The organism is Sphingobium olei (assembly GCF_042678845.1).
In the GTDB taxonomy this organism is placed as follows: domain Bacteria; phylum Pseudomonadota; class Alphaproteobacteria; order Sphingomonadales; family Sphingomonadaceae; genus Sphingobium; species Sphingobium olei.
On record NZ_JBHTLS010000120.1, the window covers coordinates 1 to 15536 of the forward strand.

The window sequence follows — 15536 nt, forward strand, 5'->3', positions numbered from 1 at the left end:
CGGCCGCTTAAAGGACTGGCGCCGGGTCGCCACGCGCTACGATCGATGCCCCACTACGTTCTTCTCGGCCATCGCGCTCGCAGCCACCGTCATCTTCTGGCTGTGATCAACGAGTCCTGACCCTAGGAAGCAGGGCGGCGTGGTGGCGGTCACGTTCAGGGCCGGGCTATGGGCACGCTGCAGGTCGACCGAAGGATTCGCGCCCAGCAGCATGTCGCGGGAGCCGCCATGCGCCAGCGGCAGGCTCATCGACTGCACGGCATAGATCGGCGCCGCAATCACCGGCCTCGCGCTCAGCCTGTCCGCAGCGTCCACCGGCCTGTAAACCTTGGCGTCATGGCGGGTGGCGAGATCGCCACACACATGCCCCCCGGCCGAAAAGCCCAGCGCGCCGACCTTCTCCGGATCGAACCCGTAACGCGCCGCGCGCGACCGGATGATCCGCATCGCGCGCTGCGCGTCGGCGAGCGGCACATCGGCGCGGTCTGCCCAGCCTTCGCCGGGCAGACGATAGTAAAGCACGAACACCGTCCAGCCGCGCTCGGCAAGCCAGGGACCGACCTGATAGCCTTCCGCATCGACGACGATCACGGAGAAGCCGCCGCCCGGCGTCACCAGCAAGGCCGCGCCATTGGGCTTGGCGGGCCGAAAGACCTTCATGCGCGGGCGGGCGATGCCCTTGACCAGCCGACTATGACGCTGGTCGTCTCCCATTTCGATGACCTGCTCCGTTGGCAGCACCGACGGCGCGCCGGGCGGGACGCCGGGCCACAGGTCGATTTCCTCGGCGGGAAAGGCAGGCCAGATGCCCGGCCGCTGCGCCGCCTGTGCGGAAGCGCCCAGCAGTCCGGTGGCGATCCCGGCGAACAGCGTATCGCGGCGGCTCAACATGGTCTTCCCTCTCCTTTAAGCATGCACTTCTCTCCGCCGATCAAGGCCATGTCAAATCCTATAGGATCGAACGCGCGGGCTTGAACGATCGCGACCGTGCAGCCGATCGATGGCTGATGCGTTGCCTCTCCTTCATTGGATGCAAGGGATGAGGAAGCGCGCGAATGACGATCCGCTGGCCCAGTCAACTGATTATCGTCCGCCACGGCCAGAGCGCGGGCAATGTGGCGCGCGACCTGGCGCATGAGGCGGAAGAGGAGCGGATCATCCTCTCCACCCGCGACGCGGATGTCCCGCTCAGCGATCTGGGACGCGATCAGGCCGCATCGCTCGGACGCTGGTTCGCCCGCCGGCCGCCGGAGGATCGCCCGGAAATTCTCCTCTCCTCGCCTTATCTGCGCGCCTGCCAGACCGCCACCATCTTCCGCGATCAGGGCGGCGCGCCCGCGCAGGAGCCGATCTGCTTCGATGAACGGCTGCGCGAAAAGGAATTCGGCATATTGGACGGACTGACCACGCACGGCATTCGTAGCTTCTACCCGCAACAAGCGGATTTCCGCCAGCTGCTTGGCAAATTCTACCACCGGCCGCCCGGCGGCGAGAGCTGGTGCGACGTCATCCTGCGGCTGCGATCGGTGATGGACACCATATCCCTGCACTATGCGGGACGGCGCGTGATGATCTTCAGTCATCAGGTGGTGGTGCTCTGCCTGCGCTACATCCTCGAATCGCTGACGGAAAAGGACATTCTTGCGATCGACGCGGCAGGTGACGTCGCCAACTGCGCCATCACCGAATATCGGCTCGACCCGGCCGGTCGCGGCGACGGCAAGCTGGTGCTGGCCCGCTATAATGTCACCGCGCCGATGGAGGAGGAGGACACGCGCGTCACCCAGGCGCCGGACAGGATCGCGGGGGCCCGGGGATGACCCTTCCTCTGATCGACCGGGACTGGCTCCAAGACCACCCCCTGCCGCCGATGGAGGAAGGGTGCGACAAGAACGGCCGAGGCCGGGCGCTGGTGGTTGGGGGTGCCGCCTTCGTGCCCGGCGCGCTGCTGCTGACGGGCGAAGCGGTCCTGCGCGCCGGCGCGGGCAAGGTGCAGCTCGCAACCGTCGAGAGGGTGGCGAGCCTGATCGGCGTCCGCATGCCCGAAGCGTCCGTCCTTTCCCTGCCCTCCGACGCAGACGGTGAAATCGCGGCGGACGCGGCGACCTTGCTCAAGGAACCGATCGACCGCTGCGACGCGTTGGTGCTTGGACCCGGGATGAGCGCAACCGATCAAACTGAAACGCTGGTTCGGGCTCTCCTTGCCGCGCCGCGAGACGACCTTTCCATCCTCCTGGACGCTGCCGCCCTGACATCGGCCCGGGGCGATGCGGATGCCGTTCGCGCGCATGGAGGCCGCATCGTCATGACCCCGCATCCCGGCGAGATGGCAACGCTGGCGGACATCGACATAGCCGAGGTCCACGAGGATCCGGCCGGAACGGCGATCAGGATGGCGCGCCGGTTCGGGTCCATCATCCTGCTAAAGGGCGAGGAGAGTTTCGTCGCCGCCCCCTCCGGCGACATTCTCCACTTCAAGGGCGGCGGCGTGGGCCTCGCCACGGCGGGATCAGGCGATGTCCTCGCCGGGATCATCGGCGGCCTGCTCGCGCGCGGGGCGGAACCGGTGACGGCGACCGCCTGGGGCTGTTGGCTCCATGGGCAGGCCGGGCAGCTCCTGTCGGAAAGCATCGGGCGGGTCGGCTTTCTCGCCCGTGAACTTTCCCCGCTCGTTCCGGGTCTTTTGACGGGGGTGTAGCCGAACGCACCTCCCGCAAAGAGCATCCTTTTTTCAGGCCCATGCTGGCGCGACGAGCGGGCCGGCCCCATATCATAGGCTCCATCTTTCGCCTCCGGCTTCATGAAGAGGCGCCCCTCCAGATCAGGATAATGGCTTATGAGTGACAAGGTCGCGATATTGGGATTGGGCATCATGGGCGCAGGCATGGCGCAGCAGCTGCTGAAGGCCGGCTACGACGTCACCGTCTGGAACCGCAGCCCCGCGCGGGCAGCGCCTCTGGTCGAGGCCGGCGCGCGGCAGGCGGACAGTCCGGCCGAGGCCGCGACCGGAGCGTCCATCGTCATCGCCATGGTGTCCGACAATGACGCCTCCCGCGCAGCCTGGGTCGGTCCGCAGGGCGCGCTCGCGGCGATGCGGGCGGGCGCGGTCGCGATCGACTGCAGCACGCTCGACCCCCACTGGATCGACGCGCTTTCGGCGGACATGAAGGCAGCCGGCATCCACTTCGTCGAAGCGCCCGTCACCGGCAGTAAGGTGCAGGCCGAAAGCGGCACGCTGCGCTTCTTCGTCGGCAGCGATGAAGAGAGCCTGGCGCTCGCCCGCCCGGTTCTCGACGTCCTGGGAAGCGGTGTCATCCATCTGGGGCCGGCGGGCAGCGGCGCGGTGATGAAGCTCGCCAACAATTATATGGCCGGCGTGCAGGTGGCCTCCTTTGCCGAAGCGCTTGCGCTGGTGGAGGCCAAGGGCCTGGACCCCAGGCAGGTCGCGGATGTCCTGCGCAACGGCGCGCCGGGCAGCCCGATGGTCGGCTTGATGGCCGACCGGATGCTGGAGCGGAATTACGACCCCAATTTCTTCATATCGCTGATGGCGAAGGATTTGGGCTATGCGGACGCGCTACTCGACTCGGTCGGCATCAGTTCCACCCTTGCCACCGCGGCGCGCGCCCGTTTTCTCGATGCCGATGCGGCGGGCCTGGGAAACAAGGACATCTCGGCGGTGGTGGAAACGCTCCGCAAGGCCTGACGCCCTCTCCCGCGCCCTTTCATTATTTGCGCTTAGCTGAACGCCGGGGTCATTGAAGGTTCATGCCGGGTGCCCCATATGGATCTTGTCACTCTCCCCCCTTTGGAGTGACACCCTCCCTGAACCTGGCCCCGTCGTGAGTTTACTCCGGCGGGGTTTTCTTTGCGATGGGATGTAGGGGACGGCGCGCCACGCGGCGCTGGGCGTGTGCAGCGGAACTGTCGTCCAGCGTCCAATGCAGCAGAACGCCCATGCCGGACATGCCGGCGCGCGCGATGTGCCGGCGCGGCCCGAGGTAAAATCCGTGCATATGGGCGGCCCAGCGCGGCAATATGTCCACGGCTGCGTCGACGACGATCCGCGACAGGGGCGCGGCCAGATCGCCAGGCCGGCGGGTCAGCAGCGCATCGGCCACCTCGCGCGTCCGCAGATCATATCGCAGCTGCGGCCTCATCGATTCGAGATAGAGGCGCGCGCCGTCATGCGTAGAGGGGGCGGGCGCGGAACCGAGCCGATCCGCGATCATCGCCACCTCCCCATGGTAGCGGTCCGCCTGCGTCCGGGTCAGCAAAGGCGCGCGATAGCGGCGATACGCCTCCAGCAAGCACCAGCTTTCCGCGACATGGACCCACAGCAGCAGATCGGAATCGTCGGCACGGTAGGCGGTGCCGTCGGGCATCGTGCCGCGCACATGGGTATGCACAGCGCGCACCTTCGCCATCAGCCGCTCCGCCTCCGCCGTCCCGCCATAGGTCGTGCCGGCGATAAACTGGGCGGTGCGTCGCAATCTGCCGGTCCGGTCTTTCCGAAAATGGCTATGGTCCCACACGCCAGCGAGCGCGGCCGGGTGCAGCATCTGCAGCAGCAAAGCCGCGATGCCGCCGACCATCATCGGCCCCAGATCGGCATGCACGCGCCACGCCATGGAGGATGGACCGAACAGCCCCGGATCGCCAGCCGGCGTGTCTAGGTCGACCGGCTCGTTCCCCGAGCCGAACAGATTGGCGATCTCGCGCCGGATCCGCCGCCGCAGCGCGTCGCGCATGGGATCAGGCGGGCGACGCGCCCGCTTCGTCCAGCGCGCGTTGCACCAGCGCGACCCTGCCCTCGTCATTCACATCCACGGAAAGCAGCACTGGCGAATGCAACGCTGCGTCGTCCCTTTCGCCTTCCAGCGGCACGGCCGCGTCGCCACCGCTCGTCTGCTCGCCGACGCTGTTCTCCGACCCGTCGGCGGTGATGAAAATGTCCGTGCGCTCCACGCCATGCTGCTGCACCAGCAACTCCACGGCATGTTCGGCGTCTGCCCGCGTGATGAAACGCTTTTCCACGGTCTGGCTCATTTATCCTCCATCCATACAGGCTTGTGTCAGGCGGCGATGCGGCGCAGCGGCTGCGTCAGGCAGTGAATCCCGCCACCGCAGGCGGCGAACTCAGAAATGTCGATGGCTTCGACCGAGTAGCCCGCCTCCCTCAGCAAGGACGTGACAAGGGTGTCGGACGCGCTCGTCAGGACGCGGCGGCGGCCGAGGGACAGGATGTTGCAGCCGAGCGAAGCGGCCAGCGAGGCCGGCATCGGCAGGATCGAAATGCCACGCGCCTCGACCGCGCGGACGAACCGCGGGTTCAGCAACTCGATACAGCCAATCGCCTGGTCCCGGTCCACCATGCAGAATATCGTGTCGAGGTGAAGATGATCGGCGTCGAACGGGCAGATCAGCACATCCCACCCCGCGACGCGGAACGGGGCCGCAAACGCTTCGATCCCGGCCGCCGAACTGCGTTCGCCCGACATGCCGACGATAAGCAGCCCGTCGCGCGCGATGCATATGTCGCCGCCCTCGATCGTGCCCTCCGTGATGCGCCGGACGGGCGTGCCCCACCGCGAACAGGCGCGCATCAGCGCATCGACCTCTCCCCGGCGGTGCGGCATGGCCGGGCTGAGCGCGACCATGCCCCATGGCGTCGCCACGCCCACATCCCTGGTGAAACACATGTCGGGCAGGTCGGCGGCGGGAGGCAGCATATGGCAACGCACCCCCTGCCGCTCCAGCGCCTCCACCAGCGCGCCATGCTGGCGCAGCGCCTCTTCCGTGCCCGTTACATGGCCCTGATCCAGATGGTGGCGCGTGACGGCGCAGCAGGGCACCGGCGCAAGATGATGCGGCGGGCACAGCAGGACATCGGTCAGCAGGTCGCTTTCGCCGGCCACATGAGGTGCAATGATGTCTCTGGAACTAAAAGCGGACGTGCCGCCGGCGGCGGCTCCGAAATCGATTTTCATGATCATCTCCTGACCATGCAAACGACAGTTTCTGTCCCGCGTTCCCGCCGCTTATACCAGGTTAGTCAGGTCGGCGCTCCTCGGGCGACGCGGGATGATCCCCGGAAAGACGAAAGGCTGCCCCGATTTGGGACAGCCTTTCCATTGTCTAGCCGAAGCGGCAAGCTCAGACGAGCCGCGCTCCCTCAAGGGAGGCCGGGCTCACCAAATCTGCCGCATGCGGCGTGGGACAATGAGACATCAGACCACCTCCTTTCCTTGTTGACGTTGACGGGGAGATAGGAAGCAGCCGTCTCTTTTCAAGGAGATGCCGGTTGTCGCCCCGACACGGACGGCGATCGGCCGCACCGCGCGTGCGAGAGCGACGGTGCCGCCACTTTGGACCTGTTGTCGGCCGTGACCTTCAGGCAAGAGCCGCCGGCCGATCCGCCCATGCTGGGGCGTGACGCCAGCATCCGCTTGAAATGCAATCCACTATGCTTCCGTGCGCGTTGATCGGCTGGGCAGGACCGTTTAACATAGCCCCTCCATGGCCGACGCAGTTGATCCGATTTCGAGCCGCTTCCATGCCCTGGCGACGGACTTGCTGGCCACAGTGACGCTGGACACCGGCGAATGGCGCAGCGTCAACCCCGCGCTGGAACAGAGCATCGGCTGGACCGCCCATGACCTGCTCGGCAAGCCTGTCGTCGATTTCATCCATCCCTTCGACCGGCAGCAATGGCTTGCCCGGCTGCACGATCGCGGCGGCGCCCTGCAGCTGGAACAGCGCGTCCTGCGCGGCGATGGCCAATATCGCACGATCAGCTGGCAGCTCAGCCTCTTCGACGGCGATCCGCTCCTCTATTGCGTCGGGCGCGATCTTGGACAGATACGGCCTGACGATACGCCCCAGGCCTTTCTCTGGCGACTGGGCGCAGCCTTGCGCGACGTGAGCGATCCGGTCGCGGTTCAAGACATCGCCCAGCGCATGCTCGGCGAATGTCTTGGCGCATCGGGGGTGGGCTATGCCGAAGATTTCGGCGACGGCGTCCACGTCGCCGTGACACGCGAGTGGACCAACGGCGTCCCCAGCATCACTGGCATCTACCGCTATTCCGACTATGGCGAGGATCTGATCGAGGCGCTCAAGACCGGCCGAACCTGCATCCGCCCGGACATTCCAGGCGACCCGCGGATGAGCGACGCGGAAAAAGCGGCGCATGCCGCGCTTGGCCTGGCAGCAACGATCAACGTACCGCTGTCCCGCGACGGCCGGGCCGTGGCGGTCCTCACCGTGCATTATGACAGGCCGCATCAGTTCACGCCCGCCGAGATCGCCATCATAGAGGCGACCGCCGTCCGGATGCTGGTCACGGTCGAACGATGCCTGCCGGACGCTGCGCTGCGCAAGAGCGAACGGAAGTATCGCGACCTCTTCAATTCGATGGATGAAGGCTATTGCATCATCCAGATGCTCTACGACGGGGAGAGAGCGGTCGACTGGCGGTTTCTCGAAGTGAATCCCGCCTTCGAAAAGCATAACGGACTGGTGGACGCGACCGGACGCACCATCCGCGAGCTTCAGCCCGCGATCGAACCCAAATGGGTGGAAATCTACGCGCGTGTCGCGGAAAGCGGCGAAAGCCTGCGCTTCGAGGAGGATTCCCAGGCGCTGGAAGGACGCACCTTCAACCTGTTCGCCTTCCGCGTCGGAGAGGCGGAAGACAAGACCGTAGCCGTGCTGTTCCAGGACATCACAGAACAGCGGCAGAATGAAAACCGGCTGCGGCAGAGCGAGGAAAGGCTTCGGGTGCTGGTGGCGGAACTACAGCATCGGGTGCGTAACATGCTGACCATCGTCCGCTCCGTCTTCACCAGCACCGCCGAAACGCGTCGCGACCTGGATGAACTGGTGGATCATTTCCGCGGCCGGCTGGACGCGCTTGCGCGCACGCAGGTCATCGTGACCAGCAACCCTTCGCAACCGGTCGATCTTGAAAATCTGATCCGCGACGAACTCATGAGCGTGGGCGCCAATGAAGGGCCGCAGGTCCAGATCACAGGCCCTGATGTCGATCTCACCCCTAGCCTCGCGGAAACGCTGGGCCTCGCTTTCCACGAACTCATCACCAACGCGCTCAAATATGGCGCCTTGCGGTTCAACGATGCCCGCCTTGACATCCGCTGGAGGATCAGGCGGAATGACGGCGGCCCTGTGCTGGAGCTTTGCTGGTCAGAAACTGGCGTGCCCACGGTGGCGACGGCTCCGACGCGGGCGGGGTTTGGCCGCGAATTGATCGAGGAAGTGCTGCCCTACCGGCTCGGCGCGCAGACCGAACTCGAATTTCGTGGCGGCGGCATCCGGTGCCTGATCCAGGTTCCGCTCGACGCCTCACCCGCCTAGCCAGACAGGACGGGGGCCAAGCCGTGGATCGCAGACATATTCTCGTCGTGGAGGACGAATATTTCATCGCGAAGGATGTCTGGCGCGCGCTCGCCGACGCGAACGCCGTGATCGTGGGTCCGACGGGCAAGGTCGTCGATGCCCTACGCCTTATCAAAAGCGAACGGATCGATGCGGCAATCTTGGACGTCAATCTCGATGGCACCACCACCTTCGACCTCGCGATGCGCCTTTCGGAACGCGGCATCCCCTACTTGTTCCTCACCGGCTATGACGGCTGGTCCCTGCCGGACGCGTTCCGCGACATCCCGCGCATCAACAAGCCCTTCTCGTCGGATCAACTGATCGCCGCCGTGGCAGCCCTATTCCGCGAAGCTGACGAGACCGATCCCGTCTGACGCAAACTTGGGTCGCAGGCGATTTTCCTAACATGGATCAGCGAGACCCCAGGATCGACCGTGGATGTCCGCGCGTTCCGCACAGGAAGCCATATCAGAACGGACCACGGACATGAACGACCGCAACGCCTTCCTTCACGGACAAAGCGCGCCGATCAAGGATGACGCGCCGCCGCCCGAACAGGGCTGGCGCGGCGAACGATCCGCCACCGACGCTGCCGAGGGAACGGACCAGAGCCGCCGCATAGCCGGCCTTTCCGCACCCGTAGAGGAAGTGTCGGGCGTGGCCTATGCGGAGGCGCAGGGCCTGCAATCCCAACCCGAAGGCGAAGCGCAGCCCGCTCCGAAGGCCTCCGACAAACCGACCGCATCATCCCCCGCCAGCCGTCCCGACGGCATCAATGACCTCAGCCTGTCGCCCGACAAGCCCGGCGGAGAAAGCGCCGGCGGCCCCTACCCGCATGGCGAGCGGAAGGGCGACAATGATCCAACCTCGCTCATGGGCCATGGCGGGCAGAGCGAGATGAACTATCATGGCCCCGGCCATCTGGGCGACCGGACGGTGGACGACGACGCCAACCGCAACGGCGTCGCGGAAGGCGAGGACTGACGGCTCAGTCCTTCGGCGCGGCCAGCAATTCTTCCTCGCTATAGACCGTCCCGTTGGCGATCACCGTCGCCACCTTGAACGTGTTGGCGATATCGGCGCGCGGATCGCCCTTCAGCAATACGATGTCGGCCAGCTTGCCCGGCTCGATCGTTCCTGCGTCCAGGTTGAGCGACCTGGCGGAATTGACCGTCGCTGTCTGCAACGCCTGGAACGGCGTGAGGCCAGCATCGACATAGGATGCAATCTCCGCATGCAGGTTGGTCGCGATGATCGTGTCCGTGCCCGCCGTGATATTGGTTCCGGCCTCGTACATCGCCTTGATCGCTTTGCGCTGCCCCTCCAGCATCGGCGTCAGCAGCGCCGCCATCGTGTCCGGCCCGCGCACCGACTCCTGCGCCCAGAGCGGGTAGAGATTGACGCGCGGATCATTCCTGTAGTCGGGATGCTTCTGCAGGTAGCCGGTCAGCGCCCCGAACATCGTCGGCGTCAATGTCCGGCCGCTCTTTCCAAACAGCTGGATCACATCGTCATAGGCACGGCCCTGCGGCCCCTGCTTGGGCGAATAGCCCCGCCGGCTGGTCGCGCCCATATGCTCGGTCGCGTCGACGCCGGTGTAGGCGGCCGGGAAGATTTCGTGGCCCGTCACCGGCACGCCCATGGCATGCGCCGCCTCCACGATGCGGCGCTGCTGGATGTCGGGCATCCGCACATAGCTTTTCACGATGTCATATTTGAGCAGCCGCGCCCGTTCCAGTTCGCGCTCCAGATGCGCCGGTCCCTCGACCGCCACGCCCATCTTGTAGAAGACGCGCTGCCATTCCAGCAGCGGCCCGTTGGTGTAGATGCGCGGGCCGATCCGCACCCCCGCTTCCGCCGCCTCGCGATCCTCCAGCCCGCTATAGACCTGGTTGCCCGGATCGCGGACCGTGGTGATGCCATAGGCCAGCCAGGCCCGGTGCGAATTGGCGCCGAAATCCTTCTGCGCATGGCTGTGATGCTCGATCAGGCCCGGAATCGCCGTCATCCCCGTCCCGTCCACCAGCTTCACGCCGCCGCCATGCAGCGCCGGGTCATGCGGCACGATCGACACGATGCGATTGCCTTCGATGACGATGTCCTTGTCCCGCTGCGTCTCGTCGCGCACCGAATCCACCAGCCCGCTGACATGCACCACCGTCCGCCCCCTGGGCTTGGCGAGCGTGTAGGTGAGGTCCAGCGGCACCTCCCGCGTCGCGCCAGTCGCGACATCGATCGTCTTGAGCTTGTCGTTGGACTGGTAGAGGATGGTCCGGCTGTCCCCGCTCCAGGTCGGGAAATGCGCCATGTCCGCGCCATAGGCGCGCGGTGCGCCGACCGGCGTCCCATCCGCCGCCACCGGCCAGACCTTCAGCAGCCCTTCATAGACCGCCGCCATCTTGGTTCCGTCCGGCGACCAGGCCGGGCCACCGCCGCCCCGCGTATCGATCCCCATGTCGGCGGTCGGCACGCGCCAGACGGGCGGACTCTTCCCGTCCGTGGGGATGACATAGACCTGGTTGGTGCCTTCGCGGAAGCTCTTGGAATAGAGTTTGGACAGCGAAATCGCGACATATTTGCCGTCCGCCGACCAGCTCGGCTCGCCCGGCTGCGGAAGCGATCCCTGGAGGCGCGTGATCCTGCCGCTTGCCACATCGACGGTGAACACCCCCGCGACGCCCCAGCGGCCGTCCACGTCGATCGCCGCGATCGTCTTTCCATCCGGCGACCACACCCCGCCCAGCGGCTGGGTCGTCATGTCGGTCAGCTTGGCGGATTTGCCGCTCTTCAGGTCGCGGATCCAAAGCTGAGGCAGCCCGCCACCCTTGTCCGACGTATAGACCAGCTTGCTGCCATCCGGCGACCAGCTGGGGTCCGCGTCCATCGCATGATCGTTGGTCAGGTTGGTCGGCTTGCCGCCCGTCACCGGCACGACATAGAGGTCGCCCAGCGCAATGAAGGCGATGGATTGTCCATCGGGCGACAGGCGCGGCTTCAATATGCCGACCGCCTTGCGCGGCGCGGTGGAATCCCAGTCCCGCTTGGCCCGTACATAGCTGGGCCGCGTCACCTCCAGCCGCGCTGCGAAGGGCACGGTCTTCACCGCCTTGCCCGTCCGCTGCCGGATCAGGCCGTCCGACACATAGCTGTATCGGCCCCCAGCGCCCCAGGAGACGCGGAAGGGAAAGACATTCTCGCTGCCGGACACCGCGACGCCGTCAATCTCCAGATGGCTGCCCTGCGCATCCGCGACCACATAGGCAAGCTGACCCTTAGGTCCATAGGAGGGCGCATCCGCCTTCCCGGCTGCTTCCTTCAGCAGCCTTTCCGTTCCGTCCGCCAGGTTCGTCGCCCAGATCGCGCTCTTGCTGTCGCGCGTGGAGCTGTAGGCGATCGTCTTGCCGTCCGGCGACCAGGTCGGCAGCCGGTCCTCGGACGGGTCGGACGTCACCTGCGCCACCGCGCCGGTCGCGACATCGATCGTCCAGATATTATAGCTCGGATCGCCCTTTCCCGCCCGGTCCGACGAAAAGGCGATAGTCTTCCCATCGGGCGACCAGGCCGGCTCTCGATCGTCGAAGGTGCCCGACGTCAGCTGCCGAGCGTTCCCGCCGTCAGCATCCATGATCCACAGGTCGTAATTGCCGTCGCGATAGGCGAAATAGGCGATCGTCTTGCCGTCGGGCGACCAGACCGGCTGGCGCGCGTCGCTGAAATAATCGCCGACCCGCTTCGCCGTCCCGCCCTTGGCCGGAATCAGCCACAGGCTGCCCTGCAGGTCCACCACCATCGTCCTGCCATCGGGCGACGCCGACACCGACATGGACGTGCCTTCATGGACATCGAAGCCGATCGTCTGTCCCTGTCCCGGCGGCGTGAGCGAGGGGGCCTGCGCCGCTGCGAAGGGGGCTGCCGCCATCATCGCCAGCACCGATACAGCTCCCGCCCAGACGGTTCGCCCTGCGCTCATTCCCATGCTCCCTCAACGCGATCAACGGCTTGAAGGACGGTCCTGGCGCGCAAACCCGCCAGCGACAAATGAGAAGCGCTAATCTGTCAGAGCGATCACCGCCCCCGACCCGTCACGGCATAAAGGCCATGGTGCGACAGGACATAGAGCGTGCGCTTGTCCTCGCCCCCGAACAGCAGTTGCAGTGGCCTCTCCGGCACGTCGATCCGCCCGATCTCCTTGCCATCTGGCGCATAGACGAAGATCTGCCCGTTGGCGACATAGACGCGGCCCTGCCCGTCCACCGCCACGCCCTCGCCGCCCCGTTCGGCAAAGACCTTGAGGTCGGTGATAGCCCCACCCGCGCCGACCACACCGCTATAGGTGCGGTTCTCCGATCCGTTGGTGAGGAACACGCGCTCGCCCGGCTTGCCCTGGATGAAGCCATAGCTGTCGAGCGCGTCGGAGAAGCGCAGCCCGCGATGGTCCGCCGGCCCTTGCGCGAAAGTGCGGTAGGCAGGCAGCGCCACGCTGCCGTCCGGCGACACATATTCGTGCAACTTAGCCTTCCCCATGTCGCGCGCGAACATCTCGGCCAGCGTCGTATACTCATAGGTCTTGGGATCGATCTGGTCCTTGAACTCGCCATTGTTCCACCAGTTGACCGGCAGCACGGTCGCCGGACCGGAGCGCACGGGAGTGGCCGGGATCACACTGATCTGGCTGTCGGGCGCGTCAGGCTTCACGCTGTAGACGGTGCCGTTACGGCCGTTGGAGGACAGCACCAGAAGGTCGCCCGACTTGTCGACGGTCAGGTTGACCGGGTCCAGCGTCGCGTCGCGCACCATCTCCAGCTTGCCCGCTTCTTCCAGCGCCAGATGCGCTGGAAGAAGCGGTCGATAAAGTAGAGTCGCCCCTGCGCATCCACCGCGCCACCACCCGCCGCATAAAAGCCATCGGCCAGTTGCGTGACCTTGCTCCCCTGGAAAGTGGACGGCTCGACCGCCTCGGGCTTTGCCGGAATGTCGAGCACCGCGAACTCGCGCTCGCGCACATCGATCCCATGCGTCACGTCGCGGATGGCATTCTCGAACGGGAATTTGGTCAGCCGCAGAAATGTCGCACAGCCATTCTCATCGCATGTGCCAAGCCCGCTTTCGCCGTTCACATGGACGTTGCGCAACCGGATGTCCTGCGAATTGTAAAGCGTGACCGCCGCAGGCGCCGGCTTGCGCGTGCGGGTGACGCGATAGCCATGGAAATTGGCGACCAGGATGTTGCGGGAATTGCGGATTTCCAGCGCGACGGCATCCCCGCTCTCACCCGCTTCGCCTTCGGTCTGGGGCGCAAGTATCTCCCAGTTGGCGACGCGGTTCAGCGCGAATTCCGACCGGACATGATGCTCGACCGACGCCTGGATGATGCGGCCGGGCGTCTGCGTGTCCGACACATAGATGCCGGGATGGCCGAAGGTGCTGGGGCTCCACACATTGGCGAAGGTGCCGCCGCCGCCCTCCGTCACCCACAGGCTTGCATATTGCCCGGCCCAACGCCGTGCCGCATCGGGATCGCCGGTGGCATTATTATTGTACGGAACGACCCGGGTGCCGTCAAAACGATCGGTGCCGTGCCCGCCCTGGAATTTGACGTCATTGACCATCGAGTTCGCGCCCGCCTTCCACAGCAGCGCCGTCGCGCGCGGGTTCGCGCCATTGGTGTCGAGGCCGATGCCGGCGACGATCGCATCGCCGCCCGACGCGCTTTCGACCAGCGCCTTGGGCGCGCCGACGCCCTGCCACGCCGCCGTGCCGTCCGGCAGCACGATCTGCGTCAGGCTGGGATGCAGGCCGAGAAGCACCGTGTCCGGCCGCAATTTCAGCGTCTCGCTCACCCGATAGAAGCCGGCAGGCAGATAGACGACGCGGTGGCTGTCGATCGCCTTCTGGATCGCCGCAGTGTCGTCGCTCTTGTCGTCGCCCTTTGCACCAAGCGAACGAACGCTCACCCATTCGGACACCGGCGGCAGCGCCCGGATCGCCGGCGCGGACGGGGCGGGCAGAGCGCCGATCGCCTCGATCTTCGCGTCCGTCTTATAGTCGCCCATGCGGCCGACACCGGGCAGGGTCAGGCCATGGGTAAAGGACGCGACCTTGTAGGCCGCGCCCTTGCCCGCCACCGTCCGCCCGCTCTCGCGGAACCGCGCGAAGGTCGGCGTGCCGGACGCCACGACATTCTGGAAACCGACCTGGGTATAGACATTCTTCTCGTTGGAGATGACGACGCCCGCTCGGGCCACATTCTCGAACCGCAAGTCCTGGCCCCACAGCCAGTCGCCATAGCCCCGATCGATCTCGATCCCGACCGGCACATTCTTGAAGGCGACGTTGACCATCGTCAGCCCTGCCTCATGCTCGCGGATCGCGGCATCGCGCTGCCCCTCGAAGGTGGCGTCCACCAGTGCGAAGCCCCAGGCGGGCGACGGCTTTTCCGCCAGGATGCCATAGCGCCCGCCCTTGAAATGCAGGTCTTCGGCTTCGTTGGCGACATGGTAAAGCCCGGCGAGCGCCGTCCCCAAGTCGAAATCGACATGGGACACTAAGCTGTGCTGCGCGCTGTGGAATCGGATGGCGGTTGCGGCCGGGTTGCCGTCCAGGATGCGGAAATCGATATTGCCCAGCGCCGAATAGAAGGTGCCCGGATTGGCGTCGGCAATCGTCTTGTCGAACGGCACGCTGCCCGCAGGCGGGAAGGCGGCGGGCGGCGTATCCTTGTCCGTCTGGCGCTTGGCCCCCGTGAACATCAGCATGTGCGCGACGCCCTTCTGGAAACCGGGCGTGTTGCGGCCGAGCAGGATCACCGGCCGCTGCGCCCCGATGCCAAAGATGCGCACGCCCGGCCACAGGAACAGGGTGCGGCTGATGCGGTAGGTGCCGGCGGGCAGGAAGACGATGCCGCCGCCCCCCTTCGCCGCCGCCTTGTCGATCGCCTGCTGGATCGCGGCGCTGTCGTCAGCGCGGCCATCGCCCACGCCCTTGACGGTAACGGCGCGGGGTTCGTCGGGTGCTGTGGTGTAGACGGACGGAGAGGCATGGGCCGCGGCGGCCCCCAGCATCAGCATCACCGCCGCGCAAGCACCACTCAGTCCGCGAACCATGCGTCATTCCTTCTTTGAAAAACAAATGTCCCG

The 15536-nt window shown here is 65.9% G+C and carries 10 protein-coding genes and 3 pseudogenes; 7 read left to right on the forward strand and 6 right to left on the reverse strand.

The features are described 5' to 3' along the window. Nucleotides 1-106, forward strand: a pseudogene (locus ACFQ24_RS09625) (IS5/IS1182 family transposase); the annotation flags it as partial. 56 nt (nt 107-162) lie between these two features. Here the strand turns inward: ACFQ24_RS09625 and ACFQ24_RS09630 are convergent. Further along, nucleotides 163-891, reverse strand: a pseudogene (locus ACFQ24_RS09630) (alpha/beta hydrolase); the annotation flags it as partial. A gap of 164 nt (nt 892-1055) precedes the next feature. Between ACFQ24_RS09630 and ACFQ24_RS09635 the strand changes: the two are divergent. The 3 genes from ACFQ24_RS09635 to ACFQ24_RS09645 all read left to right on the forward strand — a co-directional run bounded on the left by ACFQ24_RS09635 (nt 1056) and on the right by ACFQ24_RS09645 (nt 3706). After that, entirely contained in the window at nt 1056-1820 is a 765-nt protein-coding gene (locus ACFQ24_RS09635) for a histidine phosphatase family protein (RefSeq protein WP_380910700.1), read from the forward strand. Next, nucleotides 1817-2698, forward strand: a complete 882-nt coding sequence (locus tag ACFQ24_RS09640) for an NAD(P)H-hydrate dehydratase (RefSeq protein ID WP_380910702.1) — start codon at nt 1817-1819, stop codon at nt 2696-2698. The genes ACFQ24_RS09635 and ACFQ24_RS09640 overlap by 4 nt, the downstream gene beginning before the upstream one ends. 138 nt (nt 2699-2836) lie before the next feature. Then, nucleotides 2837-3706, forward strand: coding sequence for an NAD(P)-dependent oxidoreductase (locus ACFQ24_RS09645; RefSeq protein WP_380910704.1), 870 nt, complete (start codon nt 2837-2839; stop codon nt 3704-3706). A gap of 142 nt (nt 3707-3848) precedes the next feature. Here the strand turns inward: ACFQ24_RS09645 and ACFQ24_RS09650 are convergent, their stop codons facing one another. The 3 genes from ACFQ24_RS09650 to ACFQ24_RS09660 are packed head-to-tail and all read right to left on the reverse strand — an operon-like array spanning nt 3849 to nt 5990. After that, a complete protein-coding gene (locus tag ACFQ24_RS09650) occupies nt 3849-4820 on the reverse strand; it encodes an oxygenase MpaB family protein (RefSeq protein ID WP_380910706.1) in 972 nt (323 codons plus the stop codon). Further along, a complete protein-coding gene (locus ACFQ24_RS09655) occupies nt 4756-5049 on the reverse strand; it encodes a hypothetical protein (protein WP_380910708.1) in 294 nt (97 codons plus the stop codon). The genes ACFQ24_RS09650 and ACFQ24_RS09655 overlap by 65 nt, the downstream gene beginning before the upstream one ends. Nucleotides 5050-5075: 26 nt before the next feature. After that, nucleotides 5076-5990, reverse strand: a complete 915-nt coding sequence (locus tag ACFQ24_RS09660; protein WP_380910710.1) for a dimethylarginine dimethylaminohydrolase family protein — start codon at nt 5988-5990, stop codon at nt 5076-5078. 529 nt (nt 5991-6519) lie between these two features. On the opposite strand from ACFQ24_RS09660, the gene ACFQ24_RS09665 reads away from it, so the two are divergent. The 3 genes from ACFQ24_RS09665 (at nt 6520) to ACFQ24_RS09675 (ending at nt 9384) form a co-directional block, all read left to right on the forward strand. Next, nucleotides 6520-8376, forward strand: a complete 1857-nt coding sequence (locus ACFQ24_RS09665) for an HWE histidine kinase domain-containing protein (protein ID WP_380910712.1) — start codon at nt 6520-6522, stop codon at nt 8374-8376. A gap of 23 nt (nt 8377-8399) precedes the next feature. Further along, on the forward strand, nt 8400-8774 hold the full coding sequence (locus tag ACFQ24_RS09670) for a response regulator (protein WP_380910714.1): 375 nt from the start codon (nt 8400-8402) through the stop codon (nt 8772-8774). 112 nt (nt 8775-8886) lie between these two features. Then, entirely contained in the window at nt 8887-9384 is a 498-nt protein-coding gene (locus ACFQ24_RS09675; RefSeq protein ID WP_380910716.1) for a hypothetical protein, read from the forward strand. Between the two features lie 4 nt (nt 9385-9388). Here the strand turns inward: ACFQ24_RS09675 and ACFQ24_RS09680 are convergent, their stop codons facing one another. Next, complete coding sequence (locus ACFQ24_RS09680; protein WP_380910718.1) at nt 9389-12370, reverse strand: amidohydrolase family protein; 2982 nt, start codon at nt 12368-12370, stop codon at nt 9389-9391. Between the two features lie 95 nt (nt 12371-12465). Beyond that, nucleotides 12466-15503, reverse strand: a pseudogene (locus tag ACFQ24_RS09685) (glycosyl hydrolase family 28-related protein). Between the last annotated feature and the right edge of the window lie 33 nt (nt 15504-15536).

Excerpts from the sequence above, each read along its gene's own strand:
- ACFQ24_RS09655 (WP_380910708.1), bottom strand. The coding sequence starts at position 5,049 with ATGAGCCAGACCGTGGAAAAGCGTTTCATCACGCGGGCAGACGCCGAA.
- ACFQ24_RS09665 (WP_380910712.1), top strand. The coding sequence starts at position 6,520 with ATGGCCGACGCAGTTGATCCGATTTCGAGCCGCTTCCATGCCCTGGCG.
- ACFQ24_RS09660 (WP_380910710.1), bottom strand. The coding sequence starts at position 5,990 with ATGAAAATCGATTTCGGAGCCGCCGCCGGCGGCACGTCCGCTTTTAGT.
- ACFQ24_RS09650 (WP_380910706.1), bottom strand. The coding sequence starts at position 4,820 with ATGACGAGGGCAGGGTCGCGCTGGTGCAACGCGCGCTGGACGAAGCGG.
- ACFQ24_RS09680 (WP_380910718.1), bottom strand. The coding sequence starts at position 12,370 with ATGAGCGCAGGGCGAACCGTCTGGGCGGGAGCTGTATCGGTGCTGGCG.
- ACFQ24_RS09675 (WP_380910716.1), top strand. The coding sequence starts at position 8,887 with ATGAACGACCGCAACGCCTTCCTTCACGGACAAAGCGCGCCGATCAAG.
- ACFQ24_RS09645 (WP_380910704.1), top strand. The coding sequence starts at position 2,837 with ATGAGTGACAAGGTCGCGATATTGGGATTGGGCATCATGGGCGCAGGC.
- ACFQ24_RS09635 (WP_380910700.1), top strand. The coding sequence starts at position 1,056 with ATGACGATCCGCTGGCCCAGTCAACTGATTATCGTCCGCCACGGCCAG.
- ACFQ24_RS09640 (WP_380910702.1), top strand. The coding sequence starts at position 1,817 with ATGACCCTTCCTCTGATCGACCGGGACTGGCTCCAAGACCACCCCCTG.